Here is a 26,202-nt window from a genome sequence, read left to right as displayed (position 1 = left end):
GCTATGCAGGACGCTTCGGCACCCATTACGCATAAGCGGGTGCTCCGGATTGCAGCGCCGATCGTATTGTCCAATGCGACGGTGCCAATACTGGGGGCGGTGGACACTGGTGTTGTGGGGCAGTTGGGGCAGGCGGCCCCGATAGGCGCTGTCGGCATGGGTGCCGTTATTCTGGCCACCATCTACTGGGTGTTCGGGTTCCTACGTATGGGGACAACCGGTCTTGCTGCCCAGGCACGTGGTGCAGGGGACACGGCGGAAACCGGAGCCTTGCTGATGCGCGGGCTGTTGCTGGGCGGCGCGGCGGGTCTGTTCTTTATACTGACGCAGGTCTGGTTGTTCTGGGGGGCGTTCGCCCTGTCTCCAGCCAGTCCAGAGGTTGAATCTCTGACCCGCGCCTATCTGGAGATCCGTATCTGGGGGGCTCCGGCTACGATCGCGCTTTTTGCCGTGACAGGTTGGCTGATCGCGGTAGAGCGCACCAAGGGTGTGTTCGTTTTGCAGATCTGGATGAACGGGCTGAACATCGTTCTGGATCTCTGGTTTGTTCTTGGCCTTGGCTGGGGCGTCGAAGGTGTCGCCATCGCGACGCTCATCGCCGAATGGACCGGGTTGGCGCTTGGTCTCTGGTTGTGCCACGACGCTTTCGCCGGAAATCAGTGGCGCGACTGGCCCAGGATCTTTGACCCAGCGCGTCTGCGCCGAATGATGCAGGTGAACGGCGACATCATGGTGCGTTCGGTGCTTTTGACCGGCGCGTTTACCACTTTTTTGTTTGTTGGTTCAGATCTGGGGGACGTCAATCTGGCGGCAAATCAGGTGCTGCTGCAATTTCTTGAGATCACGGCTTTTGCCTTGGACGGTTTCGCCTTCTCTGCCGAGGCGCTGGTGGGCAGTGCGGTCGGCGCGCGTGATCGGGCCCAGGTACGGCGCGCGTCGATCATGGCCTCGCAATGGGGCGTCGGAGGTGCGTTTGCCCTGGGTCTTGTGTTCTTTCTAACCGGACCATCCCTGATTGATCTGATGTCAACCTCACCGGAAGTACGGATTGCCGCGCGGGAGTTTCTGCTCTGGGCGGCCCTTGCGCCGGTGATCGGCGTAGCCAGCTGGATGTTCGACGGTATCTATATCGGGGCGACCTGGACCCGCGCAATGCGGCAGGCGATGATCCAGTCCGTCGCGATCTATGTGGTGGCCCTGTTCCTGCTGGTGCCGACGTTCGGTAATCATGGGCTTTGGGCCGCGCTGATGGTCCTGAACATCGTGCGCGGGGTCACGTTGGGATGGCGATACCCTAAGCTGGAAGCGCAGATCGCTTAAAGCAGCGACAGCAGGTTTTCGGGCGGGCGACCAATCGCGGCCTTGTCGCCGGCAATGGCCAGAGGACGCTCGATCAGGATGGGGTTTTCCGCCATAGCCTGGATCAGCTCGTCCTCGGGTGTCGTTTTTGACAGGCCAAGTTCCTTGAACCGCTTTTCGCCTGTCCGCATCATCTCGATGGCCGAAATTCCCAATTGGGACAACACCGCGTGCAGCTCATCAGACGACGGCGCATCCTCCAGATATTTGCGAACCTTGACGGTCGTACCTTTTTCTTCCAGCAACGCCAGACCTGCGCGGGATTTTGAACAGCGCGGGTTATGCCAATATTCAATCACAGCCAGTCCTTTCTTTTGCTGCCGACGGCCTCTGCGACCGAAGTGAACCCGTCTTGCGCCAGCAGGTCATCCAGACCTTCGGCAATTTCTGCGGCCAGTGAAATGCCGCCATAGACCATGGCCGTATAGAACTGCACGGCCGAAGCCCCGGCGCAGATCTTGGCGTAAGCCTGCTTTGCCGTCCCGATCCCGCCAACGCCAATCAACGGGATTTGCCCGTCGGTCAACTGGCTAAGACGTGCCAGAACGCGGGTCGATTTCTGGAATAACGGTGCGCCGGACAGACCGCCTGCTTCACCCTTATGGGCATTGCGCAGACCATCGCGTGACAGGGTTGTGTTGGTGGCAATCACCGCATCCACGCCGGTTTCGCGGGCCACATCGGCGATGTCTTGCAATTCGCCTTCGGTCAGATCCGGAGCAATCTTCAGGAAGATTGGCAAGGGGCGGGGCAGTGTGTTGCGTGTCTCAATCACGCCGCTTAGCAACGCACTCAGGGCCGCCTTGCCCTGAAGATCACGCAGTTTTTCCGTATTCGGAGATGAGACGTTGACCGTGGCAAAATCCAGATGCGCGGCGCAATGGGCCAGGACCTTGGCGAAATCGCCGGGGCGGTCATCGCTGTCTTTGTTGGCACCCAGGTTCAGGCCAATCACCGCGTCCTTTGGACGGTCAGCCAGACGGCGGGCCATGACCTCCATGCCTTCGTTGTTGAATCCGAACCGGTTGATGGCGGCCATGTCCTGGGTCAGGCGGAACAGACGTGGTTTCGGGTTGCCGGGCTGCGGGCGCGGGGTCACGGCACCGACCTCAATAAACCCGAACCCTGCGCGAGACAGAGGCGCAAGTACCTCACCATTCTTGTCGAATCCTGCGGCCAGGCCAACGGGATTCGGCAGGTCCAATCCCGCCACTTCGGTGCGCAACCGATTGGAGGTCACTGGACCCGACGCAGTGGCCAATCCGGCCTTTAGCGCCTTGATCGATAATCCGTGAGCTGTCTCAGGATCCATGCGGTGCAGGGCTGCCAGCCCCAGTTTTTCAGTCAGTTTCATCCGAATGCCTCTCCGCCACTGGTAGGGGCGCATCGTATAAGGCGCGAGGTTTCGACGGCGGCTTGACGGTGCACCACGGCCATTTGGTAAACCGGGTCCGTCACCATTTCCAGAAACGCGTGCGCTGTGGGATAGCGGGCGATGAAAACTGCGTCCCAGTTTTCGTCCTGCGGGCCGATCAGAGTCGTCTGAAACACGCCGCGCCACAGGATCGAAGCGCCAAGGCGCGCTATGATCGGAGCGGTTTCCGAGCCGTACTTGCCGTAAGCCTGCGCGCCGGTCAGCCCGGCATCCACGAGTTTGTGCCCTGCAGGATACTCAGCAGCGTCGCGGAACTTCAACAAGTTCAGCATCTCGATCGGGTGGTCCCGATCAAGGTCCTTGAAGGCCTCAAACTGGGCGCGGTCCGGATCGACAAAATTGCTCATTCCATATCCTTGGGAAACTGGTGAGCGGTTCCATCAAAGGGCAGGGCGCGCGACCAGACAACATCGGTCATTTTGATCTGCCGATAAAGATGCGGGAAAAGCGCGCCACCCCGCGAAACCTCCCATTTCAGGTCGTCGCCCATCGCATCGGCGTCACACGCCAGCAGGGTCAGCCCTTCGACCCCGGCAAAATGTTTGGCGGCTGTTTCTGCCGCCTGCTTGGCAGTCGAGAAATGAACATATCCGTCAGAGACATCAATCGGCGCCCCGTCTGATGCGCCTTGCGCCCGTAACGTGGCCCATTCATCGGCCCGAAAAATTTTGTAAATCAGCATGCGGTCGTGATGCACCGGGCCACGGGTAGAATCAAGCCGGATTTCCCCCTTTGACTCTCGGCGTTGCGCGTCGCAACATCTCCGCAATTAACAATAGGGAGTTAAACTATGCTCACCCGTCTTTTGACATCTGCTGCGGTGCTCAGCCTGACCGCAGGCATGGCATTTGCCGAGTACAAACTGACGATTCTGCACACCAACGATTTCCACTCGCGTTTTGAGCCGATCAACAAATACGACAGCGGTTGCGGTGATGAAGACAATGCCGAAGGCAAGTGCTTTGGCGGTTCCGCGCGCTTGGTCACTGCGGTCGAGGAGGCACGTGGGCGTGCCGAAAACTCGATTCTGGTTGATGGCGGAGACCAGTTCCAGGGATCGTTGTTCTACACCTACTACAAGGGCAAGGTCGCGGCCGAGTTTATGAACAAGCTGGGCTACAACGCGATGACAGTGGGTAACCACGAATTCGACGACGGCCCCGAGGTTCTGCGCGGCTTTATCGACTCGGTCGATTTCCCTGTTCTGATGTCCAATGCGGATATTGCGGACGAAGAGTTGCTGACCGACAAGATCAAAAAATCGACCGTGATCGAAGTTGGCGGCGAAAAGATCGGCCTGATCGGCCTGACACCTATCGACACTGATGAGCTTGCCTCGCCCGGTCCGAATATCTCATTCTCGGACCCGGTGCCTGCGGTTCAGGCCGAGGTTGACAAGCTGACCGGTGAAGGCGTCAACAAGATCATCGTTCTCAGCCACTCGGGCTACGGTGTGGATCAGCGCGTTGCGCAGGAAACCACCGGAGTTGACGTGATCGTAGGTGGCCACTCGAACACATATCTGTCGAACACTTCGGACAAGGCCGCCGGCCCGTACCCGACCGTCGTCAACGGCGTTCAGATCGTTCAGGCCTACGCCTACGGCAAATTCCTGGGTGAGCTGAATGTGACCTTTGACGATGACGGCAACGTGGTCTCGGCTGCTGGTGAGCCGCTGATCATGGACAACACCGTTACCGAGGATCAGGCGGCTCTGGATCGTATTGCCGAGCTGGCGGTACCTCTGGATGAAATCCGCAACAAGGTGGTTGCAAGCTCTGCCGATGCCATTGAAGGCGACCGCGCTGTTTGCCGCGTTCAGGAATGCCAGATGGGCAACCTTGTAGCCGACGCCATGCTGGCTCGGGTTGCGGATCAGGGCGTCAAGATTGCGATTGCCAACTCGGGCGGTCTGCGAGCCTCAATCGATCCGGGCGACGTGACCATGGGCGAAGTGCTGACCGTGCTGCCGTTCCAGAACACACTGTCGACCTTTGAGATCAGCGGCCAGGGCGTCATCGATGCGCTTGAGAACGGCGTCAGCCAGGTTGAAGAGGTTAAAGGCCGCTTTCCGCAGGTGGCAGGTTTGACCTTCACCTGGGACCCGGCAGTCGCACCGAACGAAGGGCGTATCGCTGAGGTCATGGTTGCCGACGGAGACGGGTTTGTTCCCATCGATCCGGCCGCGACTTATCTGGTGGTCACCAACAACTATGTCCGCAATGGCGGCGACGGCTACAAGATGTTCTCGGGCGACGACAAGAACGCCTATGACTTTGGCCCTGATCTGGCCGATGTAACGGCGGAATACCTGGCCGAAAACGCGCCTTACACGCCTTATCTGGATGGGCGGATCAAGCAGAAGTAAATCTGCTTCGATGAACAAACCAAAAGGCCGCGTTTGACGCGGCCTTTTCAGTCTTATGGTCAGAAACAGCTTGATGGTGTTCCACTCGGTATCGGCGCGGGCGACATTAACCTACAATTTCTGAAAAAGGGACAAGGCCTATGTGCGGACGGTTTGCCGTCACACTTCCCAACGATGCAATGGCGCAGCTTTTTTCGGCGCGCCCGGCTAACACTTTGCCTGCGGTGCCGAATTTCAACGTCTGCCCGACCAATCAGGTGCATGTTGTGCGCGCGGGCGAAAACGGGCGCACGCTTGATCCGCTGCGCTGGGGCTTTTTGCCCCATTGGTACAAGGCGGAAAACGCAGGACCTCTGCTGATCAACGCGCGGGCGGAAACGCTTGCCGAAAAGCCCGCCTTTCGCGCTGCATGCCGGGAACGCCGCTGCCTGATCGCCGCGACGGGGTTCTTTGAATGGACCAAGACGGAACAAGGCGACCGGTTACCGTGGTACATATCCCGTCAGGACAACGCACCGATTGCCTTTGCCGGTGTTTGGCAGGATTGGGGGCCTGAAGATGCGCGGCAGGGCACCTGCGCCATCGTCACGACGAAGGCCAACCGTCACCTCAGCGCGATCCATCATCGCATGCCTTTGATTCTGGAACCCGATGACTTGCCGCTGTGGCTGGGGGAGGCCGGAAAGGGGGCCGCGTGCCTCATGCAGCCGGGGGCCGACGATATCCTCAACTATCATCGGGTCGATCCGACCGTGAATTCTAACCGCGCCAGCGGGCCGGAATTGATTGAACCGATCGAAACTTAGCCCTGCCTTTTCATTCACGGCTTTGCGGGATAGACCTCTGACATGGTTCTGAAATTCGACAGCCTGCCCGATCTCTACGCGCATGAATTCGATACGGTGATCGACGTGCGCAGCCCGGCGGAATTTGCCGAGGACCATCTTCCCGGTGCCATTAGCCTTCCCGTTTTGGACAACGAGGAACGCGCCCGTGTCGGCACGATCTATGTTCAGGAAAGCCCCTTTCTGGCGCGCAAACTGGGGGCCGCGCTGGTGTTTCGGAATGCGGCCAATCACATCGAGAACAGCCTGTCCCATCATGAAGGCGGGTGGCGGCCGCTGGTGTATTGCTGGCGAGGGGGGCAAAGATCAGGGTCATTCACCTGGATGCTGCAACAGATCGGCTGGCGGGCCGAAGTGGTCGAAGGTGGCTATCGAACTTATCGCCGGTTGGTGAAACGGTATCTTTATGATGACCCGCTACCGCATCACCTGATTGCGTTGGACGGCTATACCGGCACGGCCAAGACCGAATTGTTGGCGCATCTTGCCGTACGTGGTGTTCAGGTTCTGGATCTGGAAGGCTTGGCTAACCATCGTGGATCCTTGCTGGGTGAAATGCCCGGCGGCCAACCCAGCCAAAAGGGGTTCGAGTCTGCCCTGTCGTCTGCGCTGTGCCGTCTGGACATGTCGCGCCCCGTGGTAGTTGAAGCGGAGTCGTCCAAAATCGGGTCTCTGATCTTGCCGCCGACGCTTTGGGCGGTCTTGCGTCAAGCCCCTCGCATCCAGATAACAGCCTCCGTTCAGGCGCGTTCGGACTACTTGGTATCCGCCTATGATGACGTTTTGTCGGACTCTGACCGCCTCCGTGACCGCCTTTCCCCGCTGCGGTTTCATCGCGGGCATGACGTGGTGGACGGTTGGCTGGACATGATTGACGCTGGTGACAAACGCGCACTGACTCAGGCGTTGATCGAACAGCATTATGATCCTGCATATAGTAAGTCCAGCCGCGTGCGCAGGTCAGACGTTATCGCAAATATCCATGCGTCAGCGCTGGATGATGCTGGCTTGTCTGCAACAGCAGCGCAGATCGAAGCCATTCTGGGTCAGCTTTGAACGCGAAGCCCCGGCGCATCGGTCATGTGCCCAATGATTACGGCAGGATATCCCGCTTCGCGCAAAGTTTCGCAGATCATCTGTTCTTGATCTGCTGGTACCGCGGCCAATAAAGCTCCGGCCGTCTGAGGATCATACAGCAGGTCAGCTTTGCCGCCCGTCGGTAGTTCGGGCGTAATCGCACGATTGTCATTGAACAAGGTTGACCGGATGCCCTGCGCGGCCAGTTCCTGCGCGCCGTCCATAACCGGAACTGCCTCCAGATCAAGGGTGGCACCGCAACCCGCGGCCTCGGTCATGCCCAGCAGGTGCCCGGCCAGACCAAATCCCGTTACATCGGTCATCGCATGTGCATCTGCCAGTACTTCCGAAGCCCTGCCTTGTGGTTGCACCATATGTGCAAGGGCGGCCGCAACCCATTCGCCCTTTGCTGCGCCCGCCATCTCTGCGGCCATCAGAACGCCGCTGCCCAATGGTTTGGTCAGGATCAAAGCATCACCAGGTGCCGCGCCGGACAGTGTGATCGGGTCGGCGTCGCACAGGCCAGTCAGGGTGAACCCGATCGTCATCTCGTCACCCATCGAGCTGTGCCCGCCGACAATCTCGGCCCCAGCGTTACGTATGACGTCGCTGGCCGTTGCCATGATCTCGGCCATGGTGCGATGCTGAAGGGTTGGCGACATGCGGGGCAGGATGATCGTTGCCGTAGCGGCTTGTGGGCGGGCTCCCATAGCCCAGATATCCCCGAGCGCGTGAACCGCTGCAATGCGCGTCATCAATGCGGGATCGTCCACGAAACCGCGTAGATGGTCCGAGGTCATGACCTGCCGAGCACCCCCGGTCTGCAACAGGGCGGCATCATCGCCGGGCAGTGGTGTCACGTCCGCACGAACAGGGGAGGGCAGATCGGCAAGCGCAGATTGCAGCGCGCCGCGCCCGATCTTGGCACCGCAGCCGCCGCACATGGGTTTGTCGCCCAAAGTTTCGGTTAAACCAGCGGCGTGATGGCGGGGCAAGGCCGGAGGCTTCATCTGCGGCAGGTTGCGAAACTTGTCCATAAAACTCTGGTCGATGTGGTTTTTCCATTTCCACATCAACGACCCGCTGATCGAGGTCCCCAGCCGTTCTCCCAATGCAGACTTGCCGCCTAGTGATATGAGCTTGAGGTAATCCTTTTGCGGCTCATACCGCCGCATGGCACCTGACCCCAAGGCGGCCCTTAGATTTTGGAACAAAACGGGGGCTTCGCGGACTGCATAGACACCTGCTTTGGGGCGGGGATTTTCGCTCAGATGTGCGCAGTCGCCCGCTGCAAAAATCGCAGTATCGCTGGACTGCAGGTGCCCGTCGACGCGGATGAAGCCGTCCTGAAGGTCCAGCCCTGTATTCGCGATCCAGTCATAGGGTTTTGCACCTGCCGCACCAGTTACAAAGCTGGCCGCGATTTGGCGGCCATCTTGCAATGCGACGTGATCCTTGGCGATGTGCGAAACAGATGCCTGTTCGACCACTTCGATACCCAGATCAGCCATTGCCTTGCGAATGGTCTGCGCGGATTTGGGATGAGTCGCCGTCAGGACATGTGCGCTGTCAATCAGGGTCAGGTGCGCGGTGCGCCCCTTGGTGCGCAAGGCAAAGGCCATAGCCATGATAAGCTCGGCACCGGCCACCCCGCCGCCGATGACAGCGACCGAGGCTTCACCCAATCTTTCCAGATATTCTGCCCATCTGGCAGCAAACGGGCCCAACGGTTTGGCCGGAACCGCATGCTGGGCAAAACCGGGCACGTCGGGCATGTCCGATGTAATACCCACATTGACTGAAGCCACGTCAAACGCCACCGGGGGACGGTCTGGCACATGAACCTCGCGCCGTTCTGGGTCGATACCGGAAACCGCGCCCAGAATGATCCGCGCGCCGGCAAAGCGGGCTAGTCTGACCAGATCTATGTTCAGGTCCTGACGTGCGTAGTGCCCGGCGACAAAGCCCGGCAGCATTCCCGAATATGGCGCGGTTGGGCCGGGGTTGATCACCGTCACCCGCGCGCCGGGCAGGGGGTTCATGCCCCACTTGCGCAGCAACAATGCATGAGTGTGACCGCCGCCGATTAGAACCAGATCGCGGGTTAGGGGCAGCGGTGGGTGGTGCATCAAACTCAGGATTTGCTGTGATCAGGGACGTCTTCGACCTGCTCAACAGCGTGCGTGGCCCAAAGTTCATCCTCGCCCGCATCTGGCAGATCACTGGGCTTTTCATGGCGGTGAATGTGCCATTTGGCAATGAACAGGGCCGTGATCGGAGCGGTCAGGAACAGGAATAGTGTGATCAGAAGTTCGTGTAGCGACAGGTGCTGTTCGATCAGAACCGAGTGGCAGATCGATGCCAGCAACACGCCACCCACACCCAGGGTCGTCGCCTTGGTGGGGGCGTGCAGGCGGGACATCGGGTCTTTCAGCTTGATCATGCCGTAGGACCCGACAAAGCCGAAGATGCCTGAGACAACTAGGAAGAAGGCGATCAGAAGTTCTATGATGAAACTCATACCACCCTCACTCAATGATATTGCCACGCAGCATGAAGCGCGCGTAGGCAACCGTTGAGACAAAGCCCAGCATGGCAATGATCATGGCAGATTCGAAGAACACTTCTGTTCCCAGAGTCAGACCATATAGGATCAACAGAGCGATCGTGTTGATGACCATCGTATCCAGCGCAAGAACGCGGGTGCCGACGCCGTCTGCGGTGATGATCCGCCAAAGGCACATCATAATGGCCGCGCCGAAGCAGGCGAATGCAAAGGCGATTGCAATGTCGATCATTCGAAAATCTCCTTCAAGCGACGCTCATAGCGGCTTTTGATCTGGTCGCGCACTGCATCAGGATCGGGGGCATCTAGACAATGCACCAGAAGATTATGCCCCTGCGCAGACAGATCGCTGCTGACGGTTCCGGGGGTCATGGTGATCGTACCTGCCAGCACTGTGATAGCCTCAGGTGTGCGCAATTCCAGCGGGATCGAGATCCAGGCCGGCTGACGATCTGCGTCGCGTTTGAACAGGATGATGCGGGCAACGGTGATGTTCGCGATCACGATATCCCAAAGCACAACCAGGATGTATTCAACGACCATGGGCCAGTTGCGCAGCTTTGGACGATCAGGCCAGTAGGGCTGTGTGATGAAGGGAATAATGATGCCCAGGATCAGGCCAAAGACCAGCGAATTCAGCGTCAAGTTATTGGCCAGCAGGACCCACACGATGGTCAGCAGGAACGTCAGGTGCGGGTGCGGAAAAATCCGGTGCAGAAGTCTGATCATGCGTCGCCTCCCAATACGGCTGCGATGTAGTTTTCGGGTGTGAACAATTGTTCCGCCGTCTTGTTGGTATACTCCAGCGCAGGCCCGGCAAACACCGTCAGTAGAACAAGGCCTATTGCCATTGCGAACACGGCCGTGAAGGTCAGGGCGGGGTTCGGCTCGGGCGCAGGTACGGGCTGGGCTTCTTCTTCGTTCTCCGGATTCATTTCGGTGTTGTGCTGGGCATCATGGCTTTTCCAGAAGATCAATGAGCCCGCCCGGACAAGACCCACGATTGTGACGAAGGAACCGATTAGGATTACGGCCCAGATAGCGTTTGCATCCGGGGCGTCGCGCGCGGCATCCAGAACCAGCAGTTTGCCGATAAAGCCCGACAGCGGTGGCATACCCGCCAGCGCAATGGCCCCCACGAAGAACAGGGCCGAGATCAGACCCGTTTGCGGCATCGGAGCTGTTGGGGCAATCACGCCGCCCCGCCGCTCCATCACCAGATCGGCGACCAGGAACATAAGCGCGGTCGCCAGGGTTGAGTGATAGACATAGTACAACGCTGCTGCCGTCGCCGTCTCAGTGAACAGCGAGATCGCGATCAGCAACGTTCCCATCGATGTGATGGCACAGAACGCCACCATACGCGCGATATGCTGTGTGCCCAGAATGCCGATGGCACCAACGGCCAGCGTCACCAAAGCGGCGGGTTGCAACCAAGCACCAACAAGCCCCTGCGTAGCCTCAACCTCTGGGCCGAAGCCCAGTGTGTACATCCGCAGGATCGAGTAGGCGCCAACCTTGGTCATGATCGCAAACAGGGCGGCTACTGGCATGGGCGCGCTGGCATAGCTCGCGGGTAGCCAGAAATGCAGCGGCAAGACGGCGGCCTTGATACAGAACACCAGCAGCAGCAAAACTGCACCAACCCGCAGCAGGGCGGTGTCATCCGCTGGCAATTCGGCCACCCGCACGGCCAAGTCGGCCATGTTCAACGTTCCGGTGACGGCATAAAGCGTGCCTAAAGCAAACAGGAACAGGGTCGACCCAAGCAGGTTATAGGCCACATATTGCACCCCTGCCTTCAGCCGTACTGCACCGCCCCCATGCGTCATCAGGCCATAGGACGCGATCAGCAGAACTTCGAAGAAAACGAACAGGTTAAAGGCATCGCCGGTCAGAAATGCGCCGCAGACGCCCATCAACTGAAAGTGGAACAGGGCATGGAAGTGTTTGCCCCTGTCGTCCCAACCGGACGCGATCGCATAAAGAACGATCGGCAAAGCCAACAGCGCCGTCAGCAGCACCATCATGGCTGATAGCCGGTCCAATACCAGAACGATGCCAAAGGGCGCGGGCCAGTTGCCCAGCTCATAAACCTGAATATCGCCGCCTGCCGCCTGTGCGGTGATGGTCAGGGCAATCCCCAACAGGGCCACCACACCAGCGACCGAAAAGATGCGTTGCAGGTCCAAGTGAAAGCGCAGGACCATGATAATGAACGGGGCCAGAATCGCGGGCAAGACGATTGGCGCAACGATCCAATGGTTCATGCGTCTTCTCCCGGCGCGTCGACGCTGTCATTGGCGTTCATGTCGATATGGTCATCCTTCGAGGACAGGTAGGCGCTGAGTGCGATCATCACGATCACAGCGGTCATTCCGAACGAGATCACGATGGCCGTCAGCACCAAAGCCTGCGGCAGCGGATCGGTATAGGGCACCTCTTTGTATTTGTTCAAAACGGCAGGCGCGTCCAAAGCCAATCGGCCCGTTGCGAATAGGAACACGTTCACGGCGTAAGTCAGCAGAGACAAACCCAGAATGACAGGGAAGGTCCGGCGGCGCAGGATCAGGAATATCCCGGCAGCAGTCATGACGCCAACGGCAGAGGCTACGAGCGCTTCCATCAGACCTGCTCCTTGTTTTCTTCTTCTTGCGGCGGATTATCCCGCAATGGGTTGATATCCATCGGGAATTCCTGCGCCATGCCCGGTTGCCACGCGAACCTAGACAGGCTGTCCAGCGCCAGCATCACCGCCCCCAGAACAGCCAGGAAAACGCCGGTGTCAAACAGGATGGCGGTGGCCCATTCGAACTCTTCCAGCGGTGGCCAGTGAATATAGCCAAAATCGCTGGTCAGGAACGGACGATCGTTAAACCACGCACCTAGACCCGTGGCCGCGGCAATCAGCACGCCCCAGCCGATGGAGCCATGGTAGTAGAACCTCTGGCGTTCGATGGCCCAAGTATAGCCGCTGGCCATGTATTGCATCAGGAAGGCGATTGCGACGACAAGGCCCGCGATGAAGCCTCCGCCCGGCTGATTGTGGCCCCGGAAAAAGATGTAAGCCCCGACCATCAGCGCGATTGGCATCATCATCCGGGTGACGACCACCATCATCAACGGATGCGAGTCCCCCGACTGTGGCCAATGCGGTTTCCGGTTCAGCAGATAGCTGCGGACATTGGTGCCCAAAACAGCCTCGGTCAGGGCAAAGATGATCAGCGCGGCAATACCCAGAACGATGATTTCGCCAAAGGTATCAAAACCCCTGAAGTCCACGAGGATGACGTTGACCACATTGGTGCCGCCACCACCTTTGTACGAATTCGCCAGATGGAATTCTGAAATCGTCGGAAAGGCAAAATCCCGCAGCAGCAGCGCATAGATCAGCGCGCCCGAACCAATGCCCGCCACGACTGAGATTGCAGCGTCGCGCCAGCGGCGCGCGGCGCTGCTGTCCCAGGGCGTATCCGTGGGCAGGAAGTTCAGTGACAACAGCAGCAGGATCATCGTGACCACTTCGACCGAGATCTGCGTCAGCGCCAGATCCGGGGCGGACAGATAGTTGAAGGCCATCGAAACGATCAGGCCGACAACACCAATCAGTACTAACGACAACAGGCGATTGCGGTGGAACCACATAATCGCCAGCGTTGCACCCACAAGGCAGATCCATCCGATAAGCGGTATGATCTGAATGGGCAGCGCCTCCCGCGTTTCGGGGCCAATCGTGCCGGTTGTATAGGCATAATAACCCAGCGCGAGGGTGAAACCGATCATAATGATCGCGTAACGGCTGAGGACGCCGTTGTGCAAAGTATCGGTGATCAAACGACTTAGTCTTGTCAGCACGCCGATCACAGTATCAAAGATCACCTTGGCCTCTGGACGCGGCAGGGCATTCCAGATTTTCTCTTCATGCCGATGCAAGCTTAGCAGGAACAAACCGCCCAGTGTCGCGACCACGGACATATAGAGGGCAGGCGTAAAGCCGTGCCACAATTTCAGCGAATAATACGGCAGCTTCTCACCGCCAATCACCGCGCTGGATACAACAGCGACCAATGGGCCCACGATGGCGGCAGAGTTCAGTCCGATCAGTACCACCAGCACGACAAGGAAGGCAGGCGCCAGCCACAGACCGACGGGTGGATCATGCGGATGGGCCGGGTAATCATGACGCTCCGGACCTAGGAACACGTGGCTGACAAACCGGAAGGAATAGGCCGCTGAAAACAGCGCCGCCAACAATGCCAGACCCGGTACAAGATAATGAGAGTGCAGCCATGTGGTGTGAACGGTCTCTTCCAGCATCATTTCCTTGGACAGAAACCCGTTCAGGGGCGGTATGCCCGCCATCGACAGTGCAGCGATTGTGCCAATTGTAAAGGTGATCGGCATCAGGTGGCGTAACCCACCCAGCCGCTTGATATCCCGCGTACCGGTTTCGTGATCCACGATCCCTGCGGTCATGAAAAGCGCAGCCTTGAACGTGGCGTGGTTGATGATGTGAAATATCGCGGCTACGGCGGCGATCTTTGTGCCAAAGCCCAGCAACATGGTGACCAACCCCAGATGCGACACGGTCGAAAACGCCAGAAGGGCCTTGAGGTCATCCTTGAACAGAGCGATCACCGCGCCCATCAGCATGGTGATAAGTCCAGTTGTGGCAACAATGTAGAACCAAGCGTCGGTGCCGGCCAAAACGGGCCACATCCGGGCCATCAGGAACAACCCGGCCTTCACCATGGTGGCCGAGTGCAGGTAGGCAGAAACCGGTGTCGGGGCCGCCATGGCGTGGGGCAGCCAGAAATGGAATGGGAATTGCGCCGACTTGGTAAAGCAACCCAGCAGGATCAGGATCAACGCGGGCAGGTAATAGGGTGACGCCTGGATCAGCTCTTTGTTCTGCAAAATTACGCTTAGGTCATAAGACCCGACGATATTGCCCAGGATCAGCATCCCGGCGATCATCGCCAACCCGCCAGAGCCGGTCACTGCAAGCGCCATCCGCGCACCTTGACGTCCTTCGGGCAGGTGTTTCCAATATCCGATCAGCAGGAAGGAACTAAGCGATGTGAGTTCCCAAAAGATGAGCAAAAGCAGTATGTTGTCGGATAGAACGATCCCAACCATAGCACCCTGAAACAGCAGCAGATAGGTGTAGAACTGCCCCATTGGGTCCTCGCGCGATAGGTAAAATCGTGCGTAGAGGATGATAAGTAACCCGATACCAAGTATCAGCAAAGCAAACAAAAATCCCAAGCCATCCAGCATGAAATTTGCGTTCAATCCAAGGGCTGGTATCCACTCGAACCGGGCGGTCACAACATCGCCTCGCATCACAGACGGGATGTGGATCAACAGACCCATCAGCGCCAGAAATGTGGTCAACCCAGCAGCAGAAGCAGCTGCATTTCGTCCTGCCCTGATCAGAAGAGCTGGAAAAACAGCGCCGAGAAAAGGAAGGGCCGCGATGAGGAATAGGGACAAGTGCGATACTCCGTTCTGGGCGGTCAAGTAGTACTGATTTTGTAAGGATAATTTTCTTACTGTCCAGCTAATACAACTCATTTGCCGCGCGCCAACACAGCGAAGCTGCGGCTTTTGCCTGCAAAAATGACGTGAACTTGAACTGCCAGGATAAATTCGGCGCGGATTCCAATTCTGCGCTGTGATAGAAACCTGGTGTCAGGTCAGGAGGGTGCGACGTGGCCCGAAACATAAACCGATCCCGCAGGTGGATCTTGATTGGAGGCTGTGCCGCAGTGGCGGGGGGATTTGCGATACGCGAGTACCGGCTTATTCCGCCTGACTATGCGGGACGGCAACTTAGTGTGCAGGATGCACATACGCAGGCCGTGGCCGGGGACGTGTTGTTGCTGGACATTCGCACCCCGAAAGAGTGGCAGTCCACTGGGATCGGTGAGGGCGCGAAATATTTGGACATGCGCCGTGACGATTTCATTCCCGCTCTGACGCAGCTCGTCAAAGGTGACAAGGGCGCGGCAATTGCGTTGATCTGTGCGCGGGGCGTGCGTTCGGCGCGGTTGAGCAACCGGCTGAGCGAGGCAGGATTTACGAATATTATTGATGTGCCCGAAGGCATGTTGGGGTCGGCCGCTGGGCCGGGATGGGTACGCGCCGGATTGCCGGTTCGCGACTACGACAGGAGTGCAGTATGATCCGGGAATTAACACTGGCAACGGGTTTGGCGCTGGTCGGGCAGTCGGGGCTGGCCGCCTGTGCCGATCTGGAGGGTATGTGCGAAACCGCCTCAGGCGGGTACCATATCGAATTGCCCGAGGATGAGAACCCGCCACTGGTGGTGTTTCTGCACGGCTATGGTGGCACCGCCACCGGTACTTTGAAAAACCGTGGCATGGTGGAACCGCTGCTAGCGCGCGGCTACGCTGTAATGGCGCCAGAAGGGTCGGAGCGCAACGGGCGGCAAAGCTGGAACTTCTTTCCGGGTTGGGAAGGACGCGATGAAACCGCCTTTTTGACCGAAGCGGTTCAGAATGCCGCGGATCGGTTTGGCGTTGATACGGACCGGGTCGTTCTGGGCGGATTTTCGGCAGGGGCCTTCATGGTCTACTACCTTGCTTGCGCGGCACCCGACACATTCTCGGCCTATGTACCGGTGTCTGGCGGGTTTTGGCGTCCGGATCCTGAGTCTTGTGATGGGCCTATCCGGATGTTCCACACCCATGGCTGGACGGACAATGTGGTGCCGCTGGAAGGGCGCTTGTTGGGCGGTGGCCGGTTTCATCAGGGCGACATCTTTGCCGGGCTCGAGATTTGGCGCATCGCAAATGGCTGCGTTGATACGAAGCCAAGCGGGTTCTCGACCACTGGTTCTTTCATGCGCCGATACTGGAGCGGGTGTGACGAGGGCAGCGCGCTGGAATTCGCGCTGTTCCCCGGTGGTCATTCGGTGCCCAAAGGCTGGGCTGACATGATGATTGACTGGTACGAAGGTCTGCCGGGTGGGTGATCACTCGGCAGGGGTCATTACGCCTTTACCCTCGATCACTTTCTTCAGCTCATCCCTGTAGCGGCGGGCCGAGCGTGTGATTGCAGGCTCGTTAAAGTCCTCTTTCATGCCAACCATACGGCGCGCTGCACCGGCTGACACGCCGCTGAGTGCGGACAAGGGGATTGCGAAGGCAAGGCTGATCGCGATCGGAGCCAACCAGACTGATACAAGACCGGACAGGATGCCCGCGCTAAGGGCCGCGCCGCTGATGGTTTCGACCGTGTGGCAAAGGATCAGCGTGCGCAGACCATAGCTGCCGCCATCCCGCGCCTGAGGGGACCAGCCCTTTTGGATACCAAAGGTGGTACGAATGACGGCGATCATCTGTTGCACCATCAGAATGGGGGCGTAGAGGATCGACAGAACAACCTCGGCCAGGAATGAGGTCAGGAATTTGCGCCCGCCACCGAATTCGGCATAGCGCACACCGCTGAGCGGCAGGGCCAGAACACCCAGCACCTTTGGCGCAAGCAGCATCGCGTACATGACCAGAATGATCAGCACATGGCGGGTTTCCGTCATCTCGGGCCATTGCGGGAACAGTGGATTGTCTGGGCTGAAATAATGCAAGACCGAGGCATCCTCACCCTGACCGATCAGCGCCCACATCACCAGCAGAGCAAACCAAAGCGGCGACATCAGATATCCGACTGCGCCGTGGAACATGTGGAACCGTGACACCGACTGGAACCCGGCTGAGCCCAACAGTTTCAGGTGCTGCAAATTGCCCTGACACCAGCGCCGGTCGCGCAGGGCGTGGTCAATCAGTGTCGGAGGTGTTTCTTCATAAGACCCGCGGATGCGAGGTAGGAACCGCACGCCCCACCCAGCGCGGCGCAACAAGCCAGCCTCGACGAAGTCATGGCTCATGATCAGTTTTTCCTGACCATTCAGGGCCCGAAGCTTTGGCAACCCCGCGCAATTGGCGAAGGCCTTGGTGCGAATAATGGCGTTATGGCCCCAATAATTGCCTTCCTGACCGCACCAGCGCGCGAGCCCCTCGGCGAAGGCGATGCCATAAACGCCATTGGCGAATTGCTGCATTCGCGCAAAGACCGATTGCGCGCCAATAAGCTGAGGGTAGCTTTGGATCAATCCTGCGCCCGGATCGCGCGCCAGCGCGTCGGTCAAACGGGCGATGGCCCGACCGGTCATCAGACTGTCGGCGTCCAATACCAGCATCGCATCCCAATCCGCTCCCCATCGGCCGACCCAATCAGCAATGTTGCCAACCTTCCGGTCCGTATTTTGCTCACGGCGGCGGTAATACAGTTCCAGTCCGGGGGCGAGAGTGGTGCGCAGCGCCTCGACACTGGCTTGTTCTTGTGCGGCGATCTCGGGGTCGCGGGTGTCCGAGAGGATGAACATAGCATAGTGGTGCCGCCCACCACGCGCCTGCAAGTCCTCAAGCATGGTCCGGGCGTTGCCCAGCACATTCCACGGCACCTCGTTATAGACCGGCATCAAAAGGGCCACGCGCAACGGTTGGGCGCAACCCTGACGTACGGGACGCTCCTGCCGGGACAGGGAGACCATGCCCAGCAACACGGTGCAGACCGTGAAGGAGATCCAGAAGAAGTTGAAAGAGATCAGCGCCAGAAGGATGGCCTCGATCAGGTTGATGCCTTCGGCGTCGAACCAGTCCGTCATCACCCATAACAGGCCCAGTGTCGCCGCCATTGCGGGTGAAAACGCCAGCGCACGCCAGAACCCGGCCGAGGGACGTTTGGCATCAGGAACCTGTGCATCCCGAAACCCTGCGCTGAAATCCTGCGCGGGCATGGCCAGAGGCGTCTCGGGCGGCATGATATGAAGGTCTCTGGTCATGAGGTCCAACGATAAAGCCAAACCTCAGAGGCTGGCTGTTTGTCTTTCAGCAACTGCGCGCGCAGCTCGACATGGTCGCGGTCGCCGGGCTCGAACGAAAACGCCAGCCGCAAACCGCCTGTATCGGGGTTGCGTTGCAGCACACCTTCGGATGTTTCAGCATGCGGCGAGTCCACGAAAATGGTCATCGCCTCTGGGTCGTCGAACAGCTCGCTTTCTTCAAAATCGATGACGGCCAGACGCCCTTCACCAAACGTGTTGTCGCCCATCGCGGTGTTGATCACGCGCGCCATCGGTGTGCGCTGGGACTCATCCCCCCAGATCAGGCGATAGGACAGGTCGACCTGGCCGCCAGCCGTATAGGGTTCGGCAGGGCGCCAGTAGGCAACGATGTTATCGTAGATTTCCTGATCCGCCGGAATTTCAACCAGCGTGACCGCACCTTTGCCCCAATCCGCACCGGGTTCGACCCACAGGCTGGGGCGTTTGTGATAATTTGCCTCAAGATCTGCGTAATCCGAGAACTCACGCTTGCGCTGCAACAGGCCAAAGCCGCGCGGGTTGGTGTCGACGAACGACGAAATCTGCAGGCGGGTCGGGTTCGCCAATGGCCGCCACAGAACCTCTCCAGCACCGTTGCGCACCAACAGACCATCGCTGTCGTGTACGGCAGGGCGGAAGTCGTCGAACCGGCTGTGGTTGGTCTGATCGAACAGGAACATCGACGTGCCGGGGGCGATACCCACATGCGTCAGCTCTTCGCGCGGGAACAGCGTGGCTTCGATATCCATCACACAGTCCGCACCGGCGGTGACATTAAACCGATACGCACCGGTCACGCTGGGACTGTCCATCAGCGCATGGACGACCATATCGCGCTGGCCGGGTTTTGGGCGTTCCAGCCAAAATCGGATGAATTCGGGGAATTCCTCTCCATCCGGGTCGCCGGTTTTCAGGGCCAGACCACGGGCGGAGAGGCCATAGACCTCATGCAGGCCAATAGCGCGGAAATAGCTGGCTCCTTGCCAGACGCAGAACTCATCGGTCTTGCCGGGACGGTGCATTTCGGTACGCAATCGCAGGCCGGAGAAGCCCAGCGTGTCGTCGATTGGCAGTTCCGGGACGTCCTCGGATTTGTCGAACATCTCAAGATCAAACGCGACCGGAGTAGCCATTCCATTTTCAACGGTTTCAACTTTAACAGTGCGCGGGAAGTACAGGCCTGGTGTGAAAAAATCGACGTTGAAAGGCGTTTCCGTTTCATACCAAAGCGCGCGGTCCAGCCGGAACCGGATCGAGCGGTATTGCTGGTACGTCAGATCCTGCCATTCCTGCGGCACCATCTCGCGTTCCGCATAAGGTCGGCTGGCCAGATCGCGGGCCATCTCAATGACGACATTGCGGTCAAATGGGACCTCACCGCCGGTGGCGAAGGTCGCGGGCGCAAATGCAAGCGCCGACGTTGAGATCAGAAATGCACGACGTGTAAAATTCATTTCTTAGACTTCCAAGGTTGTGACTTAAACCAAGCGGCCATGTATGCCACGCCGATGATCATCGCAAAGCCAATCATGTTGGCGATGAAAACACTGGCAACATCCCGCCCACTGAGGTCCAGGCCGACGCCGATAAGTCGTGCCGCTGCCATGGAAAAAACGAATACTGCCAGTGATTGCTGCCCGACTTTGGTGATGACGGTCAGCAGGAATTGCCAGACCTTGGCCGCGGTACCCTGACCGGTTGCGATCAGGCGGTGGCCGTGTTCCCCAGCGACAACCCAGCCCAGATAGGCGAGTGACAGGAAATGCAGATAGCGGAACAGGCCAAAATCGGTTTTGTCGCGGAACTCTTTCGTGACCGGCCAGACCTTGCGGATTTCGTCAGCCAGATCTGGGGCCACTGCGTTGATCCATGTGAATACCTTCCACGAACCAAAAGGCATCGAAAAGATCAGGAACAGTGCTGCTGCCCAAATCAGGGTTTTTGATACCGGTGGGGCAGGTATCCAGCCGCGCATGAAGGCGAAACCAGTAAAGAACAGCAGTTGCCAGCCGAAGGGGTTGAAGAACCACTGCCGCTCCGACCACGGCTCGGCCGGTAGGTCCAGAACGTCGGTCTGCGCGACCAGCCAAATCGCGACAGATGCTGCGGCGACCGCCCAGAACCCGATCCGGTAGAGGCCCAAAAACATGGGCATCATTGCCAGAACCACCAGATACATCGGCAGGATGTCGAAATAGTTCGGAACATAGGTCAGCGTGAACAAACCCACGATCTGAGGCGCCGGATCGTTGAAGAAGTGCTGCAGGTTCAAAGACGAAACGTAGGTCTTTTCAAACAGCCCCGATTGATCCAGCGCGGCCATTGACATGGCGACAAAGAAGAACAGACAGATATGTGCCCAGTAGACCTGCCAAATGCGGAACGAGACGCGGGCGGTGCCCATCCACCACCCCTTGCGCAGGAATGCTCCGCCAAAGGCAATCGCCGAAGCCATGCCCGAACAGAACACGAAAATCTCGGTCGCGTCCGAGAATCCAAACCGCGCGGGAATCCACTTTGCCCATGGATCGTTTGGGATATGGGCGATCAGGATGATGAACATCGCGATACCGCGATAGAAATCCAGGCGCGGGTCGCGCGTGCGGGCAGGGGCCGCCGCAGAGGCAGCCACTGGCGCAAAATCAGAAGCGGGCGAAACTGTCGCCATACGTATTCTGTCCTTCTTGGTCTTAGTTTTTGTTATTCAGCCGGGACGCTTTGTGCGTCTCCGTTGTCGCGTGCCGCATCGATCAATGTGCGGCGCGCAAGAGCGTAATTGTCTTCGCCCCCGGCTCTTTTGGCGCGACGGTCATCCAGGATGCGCTCGACAGCATCCAGGCGGCCGGCGCGCAGGCCGGAATCAATTGTGATGCGCTCGAATACATCACGTTGGGCGTGGCTTCCACCTGCCAGTTGCATACCTGCTCGGGCGTTTGATAAAAAGTCGAAAGCGTCGCCGTAAAGGCCTTCGCCAAAGGCCTCAAGCCCCTTGGCGGCTGCAATGCCCGGATCGGACATGCGGATCGGGGTGTCCCCGTGATTGCGCTGCGCATCTTTCTGAATACGCTGCAACATCTTGCTGGTCGCCTCTGGGCGATTGTCGCCGGTCAGGGCCAGAAGATAGTGAAGATCGGCAAAGATCAGACAACCATCTTCGGTCCGCGCCGCACTGAGATCCGCCAGTTCTTCCCAGCGGTTGCCCACGTTGACCCCCTCAAGCTCAAGCCGTGACAGCAGGGACGTGGCGTTCGAGATATCGCGGTAGTCGTCGGTTTTGTCCTGACGGATGTAGTTGTCATACAGCTCCATCACCTGATCGACCTGACCCAGATCCAGATGCATCAGCGCCTTGTGCCACCAGACGTGATAGCGGAAGTTGTTGCAGTGGGTCCAAGCCTCTTCGCGACCCGCGAGCCAATCAAGGCCCAGCTGCGCGTTGCCTGTCATCTCATGCACGTGTGCAACGGCGTGCAGACCCCAGGCATCGTCCGAGACCATCCACAGCGCCTGCCGTCCGGCGATTTCGGCCTTTTCGTAGGCACCGGTCTCTTCCAATGCAAAGGAATGACAACCCAGCAGGTAACCGCGGCCGGCATGATCGGGTTCATAAGCGGGAAGAACGCGCTCGATCGACCGGCGCATCCCTTCCGAGTCGCCAAGTACGAATCTTGTCGCGTGGCTGAGTTTCATGGCCAGCGAGTCTTGTGGGTGATCCCGCAGAATCTCTTCGAACTTTTGGATGGCTTGCGTGGGCAGGTCGGCCAGATACAGACCCAGCGCTTCGACATAGAGCCGTTCACGGGCCGAGACCGGCTGACGTTCCATGGCGCTGTTGGCGGCTGCCATTGCTTCGACGGCGACCGGCATCATCTCGCGGCGGCCCAGCAGGACCATGAACAAGCCTTTGATCGCGTGACCCAGGGCAAAATCGGGCTCAAGCTCAAGAACTTTGCCAAGATGCTGTGGCGTAACGGCGGCATGGGCCATGAACCCAAGCAGAACACCATCCCACGCCTCGGCACTTGCCGGGTGGCTGAGGGTGTTCATCTGTCCGAAAACGTCTTGCTTCATGTTCATGTTCCGATCCAATCGAGAATATCTACAGCACTTGATGTATCAGAGACTGTGGGCGGGTCGTATCAGTATCGGCCCTGCTCTCGAATTGGTGAAATGCCGTGTGGACAAAAATTGAAAAAAACCGCCGATTCAAGGGCATGTTTCAGCAACATGCCGCCGAAACGGGCACAGTGTTTCAATCGTCAAAGGGGTTTTTAGCGCGTAAAACGGCCTGCGTATCGGCCCCAAAGACGGGCGGGGCAGCCCGATATGTTACAGGTGTGCGCGACAGTTTCAGCGGATTCCCGATCAGTTGAACGTCGCCCGGTTCGGCCTGCATCGCGATCTGCATCTGGCGGGCTTCGACCTGATCGGTTGCAAAAACCTGATCCAAAGTCTGTGCCGGGCCAACCGGAACTTTGCGGGCCTCGAGCTGCGCAATCATGGTCTCAGACGCGTGGGTCTTCACCACCGGACGCAGCACGGCGTTTAATGCGTCACGATATTCCAGCCGGGCGGGGTTGGTGGCGAAACGGGGGTCATCAGCCAGATCGGGGTGCTCGATGCATTCACAGAAGCGTCGGAACTGACTGTCATTGCCAACGGCCAGAATGACGTGGCCATCGGCGGTTTCATAGACGTCATAGGGCACGATATTTGGGTGTCCGTTGCCGCGCCTTTGGGGCACGTTTCCCGAGGTCAGGTAGTTCACCCCTTCGTTGATCAACCACGCAATCTGCGCATCCACCAGCGCCAGATCAATCTGCTGGCCTTCGCCGGTCTGATCGCGGTGGCGCAGGGCGGCCAGAATGCCGACACTTGCGTACATTCCGCACATAACATCGGCGATGCCCACGCCCACCTTCATCGGCGCGCCATCGGGTTCGCCTGTCAGCGACATGATCCCACCGTACCCCTGCGCCATCAGGTCATAGCCCGGCTTGGACGCATTTGGCCCGGTCTGGCCGTAACCCGATATCGAGCAATAGACTAGGCTGGGAAAGTCTTGCGACAACGTGGCGTAGTCCAGACCGTATTTCGCCAATCCGCCGGGTTTGAAGTTCTCGATCAGAATGTCCGCATGCGAGGCCAACCGTTTGATTTCAGATTGCCCCTCGGTCGTGGTGATGTCGATAGCCACGGATTTCTTGTTGCGGTTGGCCGACATGAAATAAGCGCTTAGATCGGACCGGTTGCCTTGCGCGTCTTCGACGTAAGGAGGGCCCCATTGGCGGGTGTCATCCCCGCTGGTCGCGGGGTTTTCGATCTTGATCACGCTGGCCCCCAGATCGCCAAGCAACTGCGTGCAGGTCGGTCCGGCCAAAATGCGACTGAGGTCCAGGACTTTGACGCCCTTCAGCGGTCCTTCAGATCCGGCCATCATAGCCTCCACGATCAATTTCGGCGGCAATCACGGTGAAAGAGTTGGCCTTCAACGCCTCATTCAGGGCAGTGCGCAGTTCCTCGCGGTTTCGAACGGTGTGACCGTTGCCGCCAAACGCCCGGCCCATGGCGGCAAAGTCATGGCGGTCGAAATCGACACCTCTGTTGCCCATCTGGCGCTGACGTTGTTTCAGCTCGATCAACGCGAGGCTTGCATCGACAAAGACCAGAAAGATCGGGTTTCCGCCCATTTCGGCGGCGGTCGACAGCTCTCCGGCGACCATCAGGAACCCGGCGTCGCCCGAAAAACTGATAACCGGGCGGTTTGGTTCGGCCAGTTTCAGACCAATCGCCATTGGCACGGCGCAGCCCATGGTACACAGCGCCGAGGACTGGATCAGTCCGCGTTCCTCGGAACAATCCCACATCTGACTCAGCAAGATACGATGCGCGCCGCTGTCGGCCGTAGCCAGTGTTTCGGCAGGCAGGGTTGCACGGGTTTCGGCGATGACGGCGGCGGGACCCCATTCCTCGTCGGTCGGGAACGCCTGAGCCAGCGCAGCTTTGACCTGTGCGGGTTCACCGCCCGGCCACGTATCGCGGGCAGGGTTGCCCTTTGCCATGGCCTCCAACGTAGCACCCGTATCGGCGACCATATTCAGGCTGGCCTGATGCATATAGTGGTCATTGATCACAGCCGAGATGTCGATAACGCGCTTTTCTTCGGGGTCCCAGACCTCGCGCCAGCCTGGGCGCATCTCAATAGGGTCGTAGCCAAGGCACAAGACTAGATCGGTTTGTTCGACCAGCGGCAAAAGGTGTTTGTCGGCCAGCGGTGACAATCCGGCCCCGCCAAGGCACAGGGGGTGATCTTCAGCCACAACTCCCTTGGCTTTGTAAGTCGTGACAAAGGGGATGCCAAAATGTTCCAGAAACGCCTGCACGATATTGCGCGACCCGTCATACAGCACGTCCAGCCCCACAATCGCAATGGGACGTTCCGCGTCAGCCACCCAACGGCGCGCTTTTTCAAGGCAATTGCCCTCTGGCGCGACGGCTGCAGCCCTGACAAGTCGCCGCTTCTTAACGCCGGACACACGCATATCCGCAACCGAGATCGGAACGTCGATATGCACCGGCCCGGGGCGCGACTGGTTGGCCAGCGATACGGCCTTGTCTGCCACGATATCCGCGCCCTGTGCCGTCAGTTTAAAGGTTCCTTTGGTGATCGAGCGATAGACCTGTGAGTGATCCATAACCTGATGGGTATAAGTCAGCGCTTCATCCGCATCGACGCAACCGGTCAGCACGATCATCGGCACCCGGTCTTGCAAGGCGTTGGCGACCACGTTGATCCCGTTCATCGCACCGGGGCCAAGCGTCGCCACCAGAATGGCAGGTGCACCGTCGCGGTGATGCACGGCTTCGGCCATGAAACCGGCGGCGTTTTCGTGCTTGGTCAGGTGAAAGGTGATCCCCGCCTGTTCCAGCGCATCCACCAACGTCAGAACCTCGCCACCGGGCATACCAAAGGCATGGCGGCATCCGGCCTCGTAAAGTCTTTGGGCCAAAAGGTCCGCGGCGCGGGGCGAAAGGTCCTGCATTAGTTATGCTCCGAAATAATACGTCATTGCAGATTGCGGAGGACGCGCCCGGACGCAAGCAGGTTCACGGCAGTGTGACTAATTGACTGCGGATTCCGCCACGGCCTGAAACTTTTCATCCAGTTCCGCCGCAATTTCTTGCAGTGGCTCACCGCCTTGCTGGGCATAGGGGGCAAAGACATGGCTTGGGGTTTTGTAGGACAAAGTCGCCGTGCCGTCCGCATTTTCGGTCACATAGAACCGGATGGGCGCTTCGATCATTGCGTTGACCGAGGTTTCCAGAACCCGAACTGCATAGTCGTTGTTAAAGGCACCGATCACTAAGTTTCCGGGAATGATGATGCCACGGGCCGCTGCCGCCTTGGTGGGCCCGGCCTGCGTTACAACAATCAGACCGTTTTCTTTGACCGCGGCCTTCGTATCCGCGACCAACGCTTGATAGCTTTTGGCGGTCGAATGAACGGCCCAGCCTGGCAGTGCCTCTTGCGCCAGCGCGGGAAGGGTCAGCAAACACAGTACGGTCGAAATAGCCTTCATTGCGCTGTCCTCATGGGTACGGGTGCGAAGTTGATGCCAGAAACTCGTATTTCGCGCAGTC

At 58.7% G+C, this 26,202-nt stretch carries 24 protein-coding genes; 6 read left to right on the top strand and 18 right to left on the bottom strand.

From position 1 onward, the window contains the following. Positions 1-3 precede the first annotated feature (3 nt). Positions 4-1,320, top strand: coding sequence for an MATE family efflux transporter (locus tag AC2FJC_RS12335; RefSeq protein WP_496739735.1), 1,317 nt, complete (start codon positions 4-6; stop codon positions 1,318-1,320). On the opposite strand, the gene arsC is transcribed toward AC2FJC_RS12335, so the two are convergent. The 4 genes from arsC to AC2FJC_RS12315 are packed head-to-tail and all read right to left on the bottom strand — an operon-like array spanning position 1,317 to position 3,476. After that, positions 1,317-1,658 (bottom strand): arsenate reductase (glutaredoxin), encoded by a 342-nt coding sequence (gene arsC, locus AC2FJC_RS12330; protein ID WP_496739734.1) that lies wholly within the window; start codon positions 1,656-1,658, stop codon positions 1,317-1,319. The two genes, AC2FJC_RS12335 and arsC, sit on opposite strands and share 4 nt — an antisense overlap. After that, entirely contained in the window at positions 1,655-2,713 is a 1,059-nt protein-coding gene (locus AC2FJC_RS12325; RefSeq protein WP_496739733.1) for a quinone-dependent dihydroorotate dehydrogenase, read from the bottom strand. Before AC2FJC_RS12325 ends, arsC begins: the two co-directional genes overlap by 4 nt. Continuing rightward, complete coding sequence (locus tag AC2FJC_RS12320; RefSeq protein WP_496739732.1) at positions 2,710-3,141, bottom strand: DUF1330 domain-containing protein; 432 nt, start codon at positions 3,139-3,141, stop codon at positions 2,710-2,712. Before AC2FJC_RS12320 ends, AC2FJC_RS12325 begins: the two co-directional genes overlap by 4 nt. Continuing rightward, positions 3,138-3,476 carry a DUF952 domain-containing protein gene (locus tag AC2FJC_RS12315; protein WP_496739731.1) on the bottom strand — a complete coding sequence of 113 codons (339 nt, stop codon included), beginning with the start codon at positions 3,474-3,476 and terminating at the stop codon, positions 3,138-3,140. Before AC2FJC_RS12315 ends, AC2FJC_RS12320 begins: the two co-directional genes overlap by 4 nt. Before the next feature lie 108 nt (positions 3,477-3,584). On the opposite strand from AC2FJC_RS12315, the gene AC2FJC_RS12310 reads away from it, so the two are divergent. The 3 genes from AC2FJC_RS12310 (at position 3,585) to mnmH (ending at position 7,063) form a co-directional block, all read left to right on the top strand. Further along, entirely contained in the window at positions 3,585-5,162 is a 1,578-nt protein-coding gene (locus tag AC2FJC_RS12310; protein ID WP_496739730.1) for a bifunctional metallophosphatase/5'-nucleotidase, read from the top strand. A gap of 140 nt (positions 5,163-5,302) precedes the next feature. Continuing rightward, positions 5,303-5,968 (top strand): SOS response-associated peptidase, encoded by a 666-nt coding sequence (locus AC2FJC_RS12305; RefSeq protein ID WP_496739729.1) that lies wholly within the window; start codon positions 5,303-5,305, stop codon positions 5,966-5,968. A 42-nt stretch (positions 5,969-6,010) separates the two neighbouring features. After that, complete coding sequence (mnmH, locus tag AC2FJC_RS12300; RefSeq protein ID WP_496739727.1) at positions 6,011-7,063, top strand: tRNA 2-selenouridine(34) synthase MnmH; 1,053 nt, start codon at positions 6,011-6,013, stop codon at positions 7,061-7,063. Here mnmH and selD read toward each other — a convergent pair. Genes selD through AC2FJC_RS12265 form a run of 7 tightly spaced genes read right to left on the bottom strand, consistent with a single transcriptional unit; the run spans position 7,054 to position 15,146 of the window. Next, complete coding sequence (gene selD / locus AC2FJC_RS12295; protein WP_496739726.1) at positions 7,054-9,213, bottom strand: selenide, water dikinase SelD; 2,160 nt, start codon at positions 9,211-9,213, stop codon at positions 7,054-7,056. The genes mnmH and selD overlap by 10 nt on opposite strands. Positions 9,214-9,218: 5 nt before the next feature. Beyond that, a complete protein-coding gene (locus tag AC2FJC_RS12290; RefSeq protein ID WP_282119930.1) occupies positions 9,219-9,605 on the bottom strand; it encodes a Na+/H+ antiporter subunit G in 387 nt (128 codons plus the stop codon). Positions 9,606-9,612: 7 nt separating this feature from the next. Beyond that, positions 9,613-9,882: a K+/H+ antiporter subunit F gene (locus AC2FJC_RS12285; RefSeq protein ID WP_058274196.1), complete on the bottom strand. Its 270-nt coding sequence runs from the start codon at positions 9,880-9,882 to the stop codon at positions 9,613-9,615. Next, complete coding sequence (locus tag AC2FJC_RS12280) at positions 9,879-10,379, bottom strand: Na+/H+ antiporter subunit E (RefSeq protein WP_370247519.1); 501 nt, start codon at positions 10,377-10,379, stop codon at positions 9,879-9,881. Before AC2FJC_RS12280 ends, AC2FJC_RS12285 begins: the two co-directional genes overlap by 4 nt. Next, positions 10,376-11,920 carry a monovalent cation/H+ antiporter subunit D gene (locus tag AC2FJC_RS12275; RefSeq protein WP_496739725.1) on the bottom strand — a complete coding sequence of 515 codons (1,545 nt, stop codon included), beginning with the start codon at positions 11,918-11,920 and terminating at the stop codon, positions 10,376-10,378. Before AC2FJC_RS12275 ends, AC2FJC_RS12280 begins: the two co-directional genes overlap by 4 nt. Continuing rightward, positions 11,917-12,276, bottom strand: a complete 360-nt coding sequence (locus AC2FJC_RS12270; protein WP_058274194.1) for a Na+/H+ antiporter subunit C — start codon at positions 12,274-12,276, stop codon at positions 11,917-11,919. The genes AC2FJC_RS12275 and AC2FJC_RS12270 overlap by 4 nt, the downstream gene beginning before the upstream one ends. Then, positions 12,276-15,146 (bottom strand): monovalent cation/H+ antiporter subunit A, encoded by a 2,871-nt coding sequence (locus AC2FJC_RS12265; RefSeq protein ID WP_058274193.1) that lies wholly within the window; start codon positions 15,144-15,146, stop codon positions 12,276-12,278. The genes AC2FJC_RS12270 and AC2FJC_RS12265 overlap by 1 nt, the downstream gene beginning before the upstream one ends. A gap of 218 nt (positions 15,147-15,364) precedes the next feature. Between AC2FJC_RS12265 and AC2FJC_RS12260 the strand changes: the two genes are divergently transcribed. Together AC2FJC_RS12260 and AC2FJC_RS12255 are read left to right on the top strand one after the other, a co-directional pair. Next, positions 15,365-15,838, top strand: a complete 474-nt coding sequence (locus AC2FJC_RS12260; protein ID WP_496739724.1) for a rhodanese-like domain-containing protein — start codon at positions 15,365-15,367, stop codon at positions 15,836-15,838. After that, a complete protein-coding gene (locus tag AC2FJC_RS12255; protein ID WP_496739723.1) occupies positions 15,835-16,650 on the top strand; it encodes a CE1 family esterase in 816 nt (271 codons plus the stop codon). Before AC2FJC_RS12260 ends, AC2FJC_RS12255 begins: the two co-directional genes overlap by 4 nt. On the opposite strand, the gene mdoH is transcribed toward AC2FJC_RS12255, so the two are convergent. The 7 genes from mdoH to AC2FJC_RS12220 form a co-directional block, all read right to left on the bottom strand. Beyond that, positions 16,651-18,519 carry a glucans biosynthesis glucosyltransferase MdoH gene (mdoH, locus tag AC2FJC_RS12250; protein WP_496739722.1) on the bottom strand — a complete coding sequence of 623 codons (1,869 nt, stop codon included), beginning with the start codon at positions 18,517-18,519 and terminating at the stop codon, positions 16,651-16,653. It lies immediately after the preceding gene. Further along, the gene (locus AC2FJC_RS12245; protein ID WP_496739721.1) at positions 18,516-20,015 is read right to left on the bottom strand and encodes an OpgD/OpgG family glucan biosynthesis protein; all 1,500 of its coding nucleotides are present in this window, start codon (positions 20,013-20,015) and stop codon (positions 18,516-18,518) included. Before AC2FJC_RS12245 ends, mdoH begins: the two co-directional genes overlap by 4 nt. Beyond that, positions 20,012-21,229, bottom strand: a complete 1,218-nt coding sequence (locus AC2FJC_RS12240; RefSeq protein WP_496739720.1) for an OpgC family protein — start codon at positions 21,227-21,229, stop codon at positions 20,012-20,014. The genes AC2FJC_RS12245 and AC2FJC_RS12240 overlap by 4 nt, the downstream gene beginning before the upstream one ends. Before the next feature lie 32 nt (positions 21,230-21,261). Beyond that, complete coding sequence (locus tag AC2FJC_RS12235; protein WP_496739719.1) at positions 21,262-22,632, bottom strand: tetratricopeptide repeat protein; 1,371 nt, start codon at positions 22,630-22,632, stop codon at positions 21,262-21,264. Positions 22,633-22,813: 181 nt separating this feature from the next. Next, entirely contained in the window at positions 22,814-23,998 is a 1,185-nt protein-coding gene (locus tag AC2FJC_RS12230; protein WP_496739718.1) for a CaiB/BaiF CoA transferase family protein, read from the bottom strand. Then, positions 23,985-25,604 (bottom strand): thiamine pyrophosphate-binding protein, encoded by a 1,620-nt coding sequence (locus AC2FJC_RS12225; protein WP_496739717.1) that lies wholly within the window; start codon positions 25,602-25,604, stop codon positions 23,985-23,987. Before AC2FJC_RS12225 ends, AC2FJC_RS12230 begins: the two co-directional genes overlap by 14 nt. Positions 25,605-25,682: 78 nt before the next feature. Further along, positions 25,683-26,141 carry a DUF302 domain-containing protein gene (locus AC2FJC_RS12220; RefSeq protein ID WP_496739716.1) on the bottom strand — a complete coding sequence of 153 codons (459 nt, stop codon included), beginning with the start codon at positions 26,139-26,141 and terminating at the stop codon, positions 25,683-25,685. Positions 26,142-26,202 lie beyond the last annotated feature (61 nt).

Source organism: Ruegeria sp. CDSB117 (genome assembly GCF_059611005.1).
This window is presented reverse-complemented; position numbering and strand designations above follow the sequence as displayed.